Raw genomic sequence first — 9,563 nt, forward strand, 5'->3', positions numbered from 1 at the left:
GGACGCGCCCGGGTGGTTCCGCGACGCGCCCGTGCCGCCGCTGCTGGCCGAGGTCGGGCGGGCGGTGTGGGGCGGGCGGCTGCTGCGGGTGCGCTACCGGCGGCGCCCCGACGCGGACCCGGTCGAACGGGTGCTGCGACCGTACGGCCTGGTGCTGAAGGCGGGCGTCTGGTACCTGGCCGCCCGGCCCGACCGGGAGGACGGATCCGCGGCGTGCCGGGTCTACCGGGTCGACCGGCTGACCGCCGCCGAGCCACTGACCGACCGGCCGTTCGAACGCGACGAGACCTTCGACCTCGCCGCGTTCTGGGACGCCAAGGCCGCCGGGTTCGCCCGCTCGCTGCTGCGCGAGCGGGTGACCGTCCGGCTCAGCCCGCACGGCCTCGCCCGGCTGCCGCACCTGCTGGAGCCGGTCGCCGTCCAGGAGGCGCTGGCCACCGCCGGCGAGCCGGACGGACACGGCCGGGTGACCGTCCGGCTCCCCGTCGAGTCCCTGGACGTCGGCTACGAGGAACTGCTGCGGCTCGGGCCGGAGGCCGAGGTGCTCGACCCGCCCTCGCTACGGCGGCGGCTGGCCGAGGCGGCGGCCCGCGCCGCCGCCCTCTACGGCCCGCCTCAGCGGTAGCCGGCCGGGTCCACCGGACCGTCCGCGCCCTCGACGTCCACCAGGTAGCGGAAGGCGTCCGGGCGGCTGCCGTCCAGGTCGGTGAAGCCGTACTCGCCGGCCAGGCCGCCGCTGGAGAGCGAGGTGCCGTTGAACCGCGCCACCTCCGGGTCGGCGGCCAGCGCCGCCACCGCGCGCCCCACGTACAGCGGGGACTCCGAGATGCCGAACTGCGGCTCGGCCGCCGTCGCCTCGCGCCAGGTCTCCTCGGTCACCCCGAAGTGCTCCAGCATCATCTCCGAACGCATCCACCCCGGGGTCAGCGCCACCGCCGTCGCCCCGCGCGGGCCCAGCTCGTGCCCCAGCGCGAAGGCCATCCGCAGGACGGCGGCCTTGGCCACGTCGTAGAAGAAGGAGTTCCGGTAGCGGGTGGCGTTGTACTCGGCGGTGCCGTCCGTCATCTCCACCACCAGCCCGCCGGGGCGGCGCAGCAGCAGCGGCAGCAGGTGGTGACCGGTGATCGCGTGCGTCTCGACGGCCAGCCGCAGCAGCCGCAGCCCCTTGTCGAGGTCGTGCTCCCAGACCGGGACGTCCCAGCCGAACAGTTGCTCGCCGCCCCAGATGTCGTTCACCAGGATGTCCAGCCCGCCCTGTTCCGCCTCGATCCGCGCGGCCACCGCCGCCACCTCGGCGGACACCAGGTGGTCGGCGCGCACCGCGATGCCGTGCCCGCCGGCCGCCGTCACCAGCGCGGCCGTCTCCTCCAGGGTCTCCGCCCGCCCGTACTCGCCCCGGTGGCCCTCGGCGCTGCGCCCGGTCCCGTACACCGTCGCCCCGGCGGCCCCCAGCGCCACCGCGATCCCCCGCCCGGCGCCCCGGGTGGCCCCCGCCACCAACGCGACCTTCCCCTTCAGCGGCTGCTCCGTCATCCCTCGCCCTTCCTCGCCATCGGTGGTGTCTCCACCCGTCACCCCCGATGCTCCCCCGTAATCCCGACACCTCCTGTCGGGATTAAAAGCCGACCCGAGGAACATATGGCAGCGGTACCATACGCATATGGCTCTCAAGCGCACGACCGTCTACGTCGAAGCCGAGGATCTCGCGGTGATCAAGGAAGCCGCGGCCCGCGAAGGGATAGCGGAGGCGGAGATCATCCGCGAGGGGATCCATCTCGCCGCCATGTCCCGGCGCACCTGGGACGAACCGTTCTTCAGCCGGACCTACGAGCCGATCGGCGAGGCCACTGAGGACGACGTATGGGCCGACAAGGCAGCGGCCTACGAGCGGACGAAGCACGCCGCCGTCCCGCCCGAGCGGGAGCGGGGCGCCGCGTGATCGTCGTGGTGGCGGACACCTCGGGCCTGCTCGCGGCCCTCGACGAAGGGCACCCGACCGGCCCCGCCGCACGCGAGGTTCTGGACGGCGCCGGCCTCCTGGTGATCTCCCCCGTGCTGCTGAGCGAACTCGACCACCTCGCCCGGCGGATCCTCGGGTTCGACGCGGCCTTCGACGCGGTGAACGACCTGCTGCGACGGGTCCGGTCCGGGCGGGCGGTGATGCCCGAGATCACCGCGGAGACCCTGGAGGCCGCGCAGGCCGTTCGAGCCCGCCACCTCGGTCTTCGCCTCGACCTGGCGGACGCCGTCCATGTCGCGCTGGCCGCGGAGTTCCGGACCGACGCGATCCTGACCCTCGATCAACGGGACTTCCGGGCGGTTCGGCCTCTCACCCCGCACAAGTCCTTCCGTGTCCTGCCCTTCGACCTGTGAGCATTCCGGGTCGCACGGTGTCCCGCACGGTGTCTAGCGCGGTGTCACCGCGCGACCCGGCCGGCGTCAGGTGACGTTGAGGCGGGCGGCGAGGCGGAGCAGGCCTGGGGCGAGGCGGCTGAGGAGGCGGGCGACCTTGGCCTCGGGGGTGACGGGGACGACGGGCTTGTTGGTGCGGACGGCGGTGAGGATGGCGGCGGCGACCTTCTCGGGCGGGAAGCCGCGGCGGGCGTAGAGGCGGGCGGCGCGGGCCTGCTTGGCGGCCTGCTCGTCGGCGGTGGTGGCGGAGAAGGTGGAGGTGCGGGTGATGTTGGTGTTGACGATGCCCGGGCAGATGGTGGAGACGCCGATGCCGTGGCCGGCGAGTTCGGCGCGCAGGCAGTCGGAGAGCATGAAGACCGCGGCCTTGCTGGTGGCGTAGGCGGTGAGCGCCTTGGACGGCAGGTAGGCGGCGGCGGAGGCGAGGTTGACGATGTGGCCGCCCTCGTCGCGGTCGGCCATCAGGGCGCCGAAGGCCCGGCAGCCGTGGATGACGCCCCAGAGGTTGACGTCCAGGACCCGCTGCCACTCCTTCTCGGTGGTCTCCAGGAAGGTGCCGGAGTGGCCGACGCCGGCGTTGTTGACGACCACGTCCGGCACCCCGTGCTCGGCGGCGACCCGCTGGGCGAAGGCGTCGACGGCGGCGCCGTCGGCGACGTCGACCCGGTAGGCGTGGGCGGTCGGGCCGAGCAGGCCGGCGAGGTCGGCGGTGCGGCGGGCCGCGTCGAGGTCGAGGTCGCAGACCACCACCCGGGCGCCCTCCTCGGCGAAGGCCAGCGCGGTGGCCCGGCCGATGCCGCTGCCACCGCCGGTGATGACGACCAGCCGGCCGTCACGGTCCAGGGCGGGGCCGCTCCGACCGGCCTCGGTGCGGGCGACGTGTTCGCGGACCATTCCGGCCACGGTGGATCCCTTCTCCAGCAGCGCGGACCAGTGGGTGGCCCGCAGGGTACGACGGGTCAGCCTGGGCACCCAGCGCTCCAGGCCCTCGGAGAGGTGGCCGCCGACGTAGTGGTCCTCGGTGAGGGTGATCAGCTGGACCGGCACCCCGGTGGGGCGCTCGCGCGGGTTCCGCAGCACCGGGCGCATGTTGGCCCGGTAGAGCTCTATGCCGCGCACCGCGTCGCGCCGCAGGCTGGGCTGCGGGTGGCCGGGCCGCGGGGTGACGCCCTCCAGGTCGCGCAGCACCCGGGGCCAGGCGCGGGCGAGGCCGAGCCGCCAGACGCCGGGGGCGAGGTAGGGCAGGTGGAAGGCGGTGATGTACCAGGAGTGGACACCCTGGGTGAGCAGTTGCCGCAGGTGGCGCGGGGTGGGGCGGCGCAGGCGCTCGCGCAGCCAGAAGCCCAGGTGGTCGAGGCAGGGCCCGGACATCGTGGTGTAGGAGGCCAGCCGGCGTTCGGCGCCCGGGGCGGTGACGGCCTCCCAGGACTGCAGGGAGCCCCAGTCGTGGGCGACGACGTGCACCGGGCGGTCGGGGCTGACCGCGTCGGCGACGGCGAACAGGTCGGCGGCGAGCTGTTCGAGGCGGTAGCCGTCGCGGTCGGCGGGGACGCCGGAGTCGCCGGCGCCGCGCACGTCGTAGCGGACCACGTGGTGGTCGCGGGCGAGGTCGGCGGCGACGTCGTCCCAGACGGCGTGGGTGTCGGGGTAGCCGTGGACGAGCAGCACGGTGGGCGCGGCCGGGTCGCCCTGTTCGTGGACGGCGAGCGGCAGGCCTCCGGAGTGGACCGTGCGGCGGCGGGTGGTGCTCATCGGGCTGCTCCCTCGGGGGCGGTCGCGGTGGTGTCGGCCGTCGTGGTGGGGGCAGTATTCCAGCGGCGGACGTGCGGGAGGTCGTCGTCGAGCCAGTAGGCGTCGTCCTCCGTCACGACCAGCAGCTCCTCGAACTTGATGCCGGTCTCGCGGAACCCGATGTGCGGCTCCACAGCCCACAGGCCGGGGGTGGGCGCGTGCCGGGAGGAGCGGCCGTCCGCCCAGAGCGGGGAGCGGCCGTGCAGGCGCTCGCCGATGAGTTCGCGCCCCAGCGTCTGGAGGGTGCGCACGCCGAAGCCGAGGACGGTCACCCCGGCCGGGCCGCGGGCCGTCGTCCGGGTCACCTGATGGCCGATCACCCGGCCCGGGTAGACCCGGTGGCGGTTGTCGTAGCCGTGCGCCTCGATCTGCGCGTCGACGGCCGCGTACACCTCGGCGAGCGGCTTGCGGGCGCGGACCTCGGCGAGGATCAGCTCGCGGTAGACCCGGAGGTCGGCGGCCAGGCGGTCCCAGACGCGGTTCTCGCCGACCTTGCCGCCGTAGCCGATGTCCGCGGTGTAGCCGTCGACCACGGGCGCGCAGTCCAGGACGTACGGCATGCCCTCCTGGAGGCGGCGGTTACCGGCGAAGAACTGCAACGGGGTGTGGAAGTGGCGGAACGCCGTCCGGTCGCCGAACCAGGCGAAGGGGACGTGGAAGAAGTCCCGCACGCCGGCGGCGACCAGGCGGCGGCGCAGCTCGGCGGTGGTCTGGCGCTCGGTGACGCCGGGTTCGATCCAGGCGGCGACCTGCTCGGCGCAGTCGTAGGCGAGCCGCTGGGTCTCCCGGAAGCGGGCGAGGTCGCGCTCGGTGAACGGGAAGGCGGGGGTGCGCGGCACGGCGGGGCTCTCCTTCTAGAGGTCCAGCACGAGGGTCTCGCCCTCGGCGGCGCGGGAGACGCAGGGCAACAGGGCGCCGGCGGCGCGCTGCTCGGGGGTGAGGCGGCGGTCGCGGTGGTCGGCGGTGCCGGCCAGCAGGCGGACCTCGCAGGTGCCGCAGAAGCCCTGCTTGCAGGAGTGGGCGAGGTCCGGGCGGGCCTCGCGGAGCACGTCCAGGGCGGAGCGGTCGGCGGGGACGGCCAGGTCAGGGCCCTCGGCGCCGAGGCGGACGGTGAACGGGGCGCCGTCGGTGACCGGGGCGGCGCCGAACCGTTCGAAGTGCAGGGCGGCGGCGGGCGAGGCGTCCAGGGCCCGTTGCACGGCGGCGAGCATCGGGGCCGGGCCGCAGCAGTAGACGGCGGCGCCGCGCGGGGCGTGGGCGAGCAGTTCGGCGCCGGTGGGCGGGCCGCCGTGCTCGTCGTCGGCGCGCAGGTGGACCCGGCCCGGGTCGAGGGCGCGCAGCTCGGCGGCGAACGGGAGGGTGTCGGCGCTGCGGCCGGTGTGCACCAGCCGCCAGTCCAGGCCGTGCCGTTGGGCCTCGCGGGCCATCGGGAGCAGCGGGGTGACGCCGATGCCGCCGGCCAGCAGGAGGACGGCCGGTTCGGCGCAGAAGGCGAAGCCGTTGCGCGGGCGGCGGACGGTGAGCCGGGTGCCGGGGTGGACCGTGTCGTGGACCTCGGCGGAGCCGCCGCCCCCGTCGGGCAGGCGGCGTACGGCGATCCGGTAGGCGGCGCGGTCGGCGGGGTCGCCGCAGAGGGAGTAGTGGCGTTCGCGGCCGGAGGGGAGCGTGAGGCGCAGGTGGGCGCCGGGCTGCCAGGGCGGGAGCAGGCCGCCGGAGGGGTCGGCGAGGGTCAGTTCGACGGCGTCGGCGGCGACGGTCCGGCGGGCGGCGACGACCAGGCGGAGCGCCGGGGCGGGCCGGCTGAGGGGGCGCCGGGGGTTGCGGCGCAGCAGCGGGCCGCCGAGGGCGGGGCTGTAGCGGTCGCCGAACGCGGTGAGGAAGCGGAGGAAGGTGTCGGCGCGGGGGCGGCCGTAGAGATCGGGGGGCGGGGTGCGCGGGTCCATCCGGCGGGGTCCTTGGGGGCTCGGGGCCTGGAGGGCGGCTGACAATTGACAACTGACAGATGACCGATGACAGATTTCAGCTGACAGCTAACGGATGACAGATAACGTCAGCTGTCAGTTGTCATCCGTCAGCTGTTCGCCGTCGGCCGTCGGCTCCGGCGCGGCGGTCACCGGGCGGCGGCGGCGCGGGCGGCCGGTGAGCTCGCGAGGTAGCCGAGGGCCTGACTGGAGGAGCCCTCCTGGGTGGGGTGGTAGCCGGGCCGCAGGTAGCGCAGGCCGGATCGGAACGACCTGACCGGGTCGGGCAGCAGGCCGCGCCGGGCGATCCGGCCCGCCTCGCGCCAGGTGGGCTTGAGCCGCCCGTCGAGGGTGGGATCGGCGGCGAGCAGGAAGCGGGCGCCGCGTACCCAGAGGTGGACCAGCAGCGGCCCGGAGACCAGCATGCCGCGGATCCGGCGCGCGTAGCCGGGGTCGAGGTGCACCATCAGGTCGAAGGCGACGCTGCGGTGTTCGACCTCCTCGGCACCGTGCCAGCGCAGCAGGTCGAGCATGGTCGGGTCGGCCTTGACCCGGTCCAGGCCCGGGGAGTTGAGCGCCCAGTCGCCGAGGAAGGCGGTGAAGTGCTCGATCGCCGCGACGAAGGCGACCCGTTCGATGATGTTCTCGCGCCGGCGGGCGGCGGACAGGCCGGGCTTGTCCCCGAGGACGCGCTGGAACAGCCAGGCGATCTGGCGCACGTAGGGGCGCGGGTCGAGGCCCTGCCCGAGCAGGTGGTCCAGCACCTCCTGGTGCGCCTCGGCGTGGATGGCCTCCTGGCCGATGAAGCCCAGCACCTCCTCGCGCAGTCGCTCGTCACGGATCAGCGGCAGGGCCTCTTTGAAGACCTTGACGAACCAGCGCTCGCCCTCGGGCAGGAGCAGGTGCAGGACGTTGATGACGTGGGTGGCCATCGGCTCGTCGGGGATCCAGTGCAGCGGCAGGCCGGCCCAGTCGAAGCGGACGTCGCGGGGCTCCAGGACGAGGCCCTCGTGCACCCGGGCGGCGGGAGCGGCGAGGGCGGGGACGGAGGTGGAGCTGGGCATGGGAGGGCCCTCCTGACCTGCGGGTGGCGGCTCGACCCGACACAACGTACTCGCGGGTAGCCCGTGCCACAAGGGTTTCGGCACTCCTTATCGACATCGCGTCTAATAAGTGCCGCGGCCACCCACCGGACGGTGTCCCGGAAACGCGAGGACCCCGCCGAAGCGGGGTCCCCGGGTGCGCGCGGTCCGGCGCGGGTCGCCGTTCAGACCGCCATCGCGAGCATCAGCGGAGCCGCGCGGGCGGCGAGCAGCTCGGCCGCCGCCTTCAGCCGGTGCACGTTGTCGACCGGCATCGAGGTGGCCAGGCAGCCGACCGTGCTCCCGGCCGTCACCGGAACGGCCGCGCAGACCGTGCCGAGGGCGTACTCCTGGATGTCCAGCATCGGCACGGTGGCCGGCTGGCGCTCCAGGCGGTGCATCAACTGATCGGCGTCGATGACCGTCCGCGAGGTGAGCCGGGCCACCGGGTGGCGCGAGAAGTGGTCGCGGCGTGCGTCGTGGTCGAGTTGGCTGAGCAGGCACTTGCCGATCGCGCTGGCGTGCGCGGTGGCCCGGAAGTCCACCCACTCCTGCACCGCAGGCGCGCCCTCGGACGCCGAGACCGCCTCGACCGACAACTCCCCCTCGTGGTAGCGGCCGAAGTACACCGCCGCACCCAACTCATCGCGCAGTTCGGCGAGTTTGCTGTCCAGCCGGGCACGGACCAGCTGCTCCCGGTTGTGCTGGCCGAGCAGCGCGAAGGTCCCGCCGAGCGTCCAGCCGCCGTCCTGGCAGAGCAGATAGCCCTCGACCTCCAGGATCTCGGCGAGCCGGCGAACCGTGGGCAGCCCCAGAGACGTCTCCCTCGCCAGGGTGACCAGGGTGGCACCACCGGGGTGCCGGTCGACCGCCTCCAGCAGTCTGAGGGCGTGCTGCAGGGAGGCGAACGAACCGGGCACGCCCTGCTCCGGCACGGCGTGGCGGCCCGGGGCTGGTGTCGACATGTCGTCCCCTTCCGATGTCCCCCTCGGCGTGACCGACGGGTAGGGTCCAGCCTATCGACCGTCGGACGCCGCCATCGCCCGCTTCGCCGGATATTGCGACGGACGTGGTAAAGCACTTGACTGGCATATGCCCCGCCGCGCCCCTTCCTACCCCCTTGCGGTCACGGAAGATCAGCAGTGCGGGACCACCGGGTTGTTGCTACCGGTGTAGACCCAGGCGTCCGGGACCGCGAGGGTCCGGACGGTGGAGCCGTACCCGCCGGCGCCCGGCCACTCGTAGAAGCCCACGCGGTCCCAGATCGCGCTGCCGCCCCACGGCCCCGTGACGGACGGACCACTCAGCCGGCAGAAGACGCGCAGCCCGGTGTTGTACGGGAACGCCGCGAACAGTTCGTCGGACCAGGCGACCTCCGGACAACCGGACAGCGTTGGCAGCGCCACGATCCGGGGGACGGTCCGATGGCACGCGGGCGGCTTCCGCTGGAGGGCGACGGCGCGGCGGCGCGGTTCGCCGAACGGCTGCGCGAGGCTGGGCGGGAGTCCGCGTCGGGCCACTCGCACAGGCGGCCGATCGCCGCCCGCGCCCACGTGGAGTTCCCCGACGGGCAGGTCCGGACGATCGTCGCCGACACCACCGGATCCGAGCGGCCGCGGAGCGGTCACAGGGCTACACCTGGGCGGCACCCCGGCGGACGAGCTGGACGCCGAAGGGATCGCCGGCGACGTCGACGACCCGGCCGCGCAGCCAGGTGGTGCGCACCACACCGGTGAGCGTGCGGCCCGCGTACGGGGTGACCGGGTGGCGATGGCGCAACTCGTCAGCTCGGACCGTGAATTCGGCGCCCGGGTCGAAGGCGACCAGGTCGGCGTCACGGCCGAGTGCGATGGCGCCCTTTCGACCGTCGAGACCGGCCAGCCGGGCCGGCCCCGTGGACATCCAGCCGACCACCTCGGCGAGGCCGTGGCCGCGCCGACGGGCCTCCGTCCAGACCGCCGGAAGGCCGAGTTGCAGCGAGGCGATGCCTCCCCAGGCCGCCGCGAAGTCCCCGCTGCCGCCGCGCTCGGGCAGCAGTTTGAGGTCGGGGAGGGACGGCGAATGGTCGGAGACCACGGCGGCGAACTCCCCTGCCGCCAGGGCCTGCCAGAGCGCTTCGCGGTTGGCCTCGTCGCGGATCGGCGGGCAGCACTTGAACGCGGTGCCGCCGTCCGGGATGTGCTCGGCGGCCAGCGTCAGGTAGTGCGGGCAGGTCTCGGCGGTGACCTCGACGCCCTGCGCGCGGGCCCGGCGCAGCAGCGGTGGCACCGCCGCCGATGAGACGTGCAGGACGTGCACCCGGGCGCCGGTGCGGCGG

11 protein-coding genes are annotated in these 9,563 nt (G+C 74.4%); 3 read left to right on the plus strand and 8 right to left on the minus strand.

Going from position 1 to position 9,563, the window contains the following annotated elements; translation table 11 throughout:
* The coding region (locus tag ABD308_RS21460; protein ID WP_344337622.1) for a WYL domain-containing protein at nucleotides 1-625 on the plus strand (625 nt) is incomplete at its 5' end.
* Here the strand turns inward: ABD308_RS21460 and ABD308_RS21465 are convergent.
* Nucleotides 616-1,533: an SDR family oxidoreductase gene (locus ABD308_RS21465; RefSeq protein WP_344337623.1), complete on the minus strand. Its 918-nt coding sequence runs from the start codon at nucleotides 1,531-1,533 to the stop codon at nucleotides 616-618. The two genes, ABD308_RS21460 and ABD308_RS21465, sit on opposite strands and share 10 nt — an antisense overlap.
* Before the next feature lie 127 nt (nucleotides 1,534-1,660).
* Here ABD308_RS21465 and ABD308_RS21470 point away from each other — a divergent pair, with 127 nt between their 5' ends.
* Complete coding sequence (locus ABD308_RS21470) at nucleotides 1,661-1,939, plus strand: ribbon-helix-helix domain-containing protein (protein WP_344337624.1); 279 nt, start codon at nucleotides 1,661-1,663, stop codon at nucleotides 1,937-1,939.
* Nucleotides 1,936-2,373 (plus strand): PIN domain-containing protein, encoded by a 438-nt coding sequence (locus ABD308_RS21475; protein WP_344337626.1) that lies wholly within the window; start codon nucleotides 1,936-1,938, stop codon nucleotides 2,371-2,373. Before ABD308_RS21470 ends, ABD308_RS21475 begins: the two co-directional genes overlap by 4 nt.
* Before the next feature lie 66 nt (nucleotides 2,374-2,439).
* Here the strand turns inward: ABD308_RS21475 and ABD308_RS21480 are convergent, their stop codons facing one another.
* From ABD308_RS21480 to ABD308_RS21510, 7 genes are all read right to left on the minus strand, one after another.
* Nucleotides 2,440-4,164: an SDR family oxidoreductase gene (locus tag ABD308_RS21480; RefSeq protein WP_344337628.1), complete on the minus strand. Its 1,725-nt coding sequence runs from the start codon at nucleotides 4,162-4,164 to the stop codon at nucleotides 2,440-2,442.
* Nucleotides 4,161-5,042 (minus strand): M24 family metallopeptidase, encoded by an 882-nt coding sequence (locus ABD308_RS21485; protein ID WP_344337630.1) that lies wholly within the window; start codon nucleotides 5,040-5,042, stop codon nucleotides 4,161-4,163. The genes ABD308_RS21480 and ABD308_RS21485 overlap by 4 nt, the downstream gene beginning before the upstream one ends.
* Nucleotides 5,043-5,057: 15 nt before the next feature.
* Nucleotides 5,058-6,146: a PDR/VanB family oxidoreductase gene (locus ABD308_RS21490; RefSeq protein ID WP_344337633.1), complete on the minus strand. Its 1,089-nt coding sequence runs from the start codon at nucleotides 6,144-6,146 to the stop codon at nucleotides 5,058-5,060.
* Nucleotides 6,147-6,313: 167 nt separating this feature from the next.
* Complete coding sequence (locus tag ABD308_RS21495; RefSeq protein WP_344337635.1) at nucleotides 6,314-7,228, minus strand: metal-dependent hydrolase; 915 nt, start codon at nucleotides 7,226-7,228, stop codon at nucleotides 6,314-6,316.
* 203 nt (nucleotides 7,229-7,431) lie between these two features.
* Entirely contained in the window at nucleotides 7,432-8,211 is a 780-nt protein-coding gene (locus tag ABD308_RS21500) for an IclR family transcriptional regulator (RefSeq protein WP_344337638.1), read from the minus strand.
* Between the two features lie 171 nt (nucleotides 8,212-8,382).
* On the minus strand, nucleotides 8,383-8,652 hold the full coding sequence (locus ABD308_RS21505) for a hypothetical protein (protein ID WP_344337641.1): 270 nt from the start codon (nucleotides 8,650-8,652) through the stop codon (nucleotides 8,383-8,385).
* Between the two features lie 226 nt (nucleotides 8,653-8,878).
* The coding region (locus ABD308_RS21510) for an amidohydrolase family protein (protein ID WP_344337644.1) at nucleotides 8,879-9,563 on the minus strand (685 nt) is incomplete at its 5' end.

This window comes from Kitasatospora putterlickiae (assembly GCF_039527695.1).
GTDB classification, from domain to species: domain Bacteria; phylum Actinomycetota; class Actinomycetes; order Streptomycetales; family Streptomycetaceae; genus Kitasatospora; species Kitasatospora putterlickiae.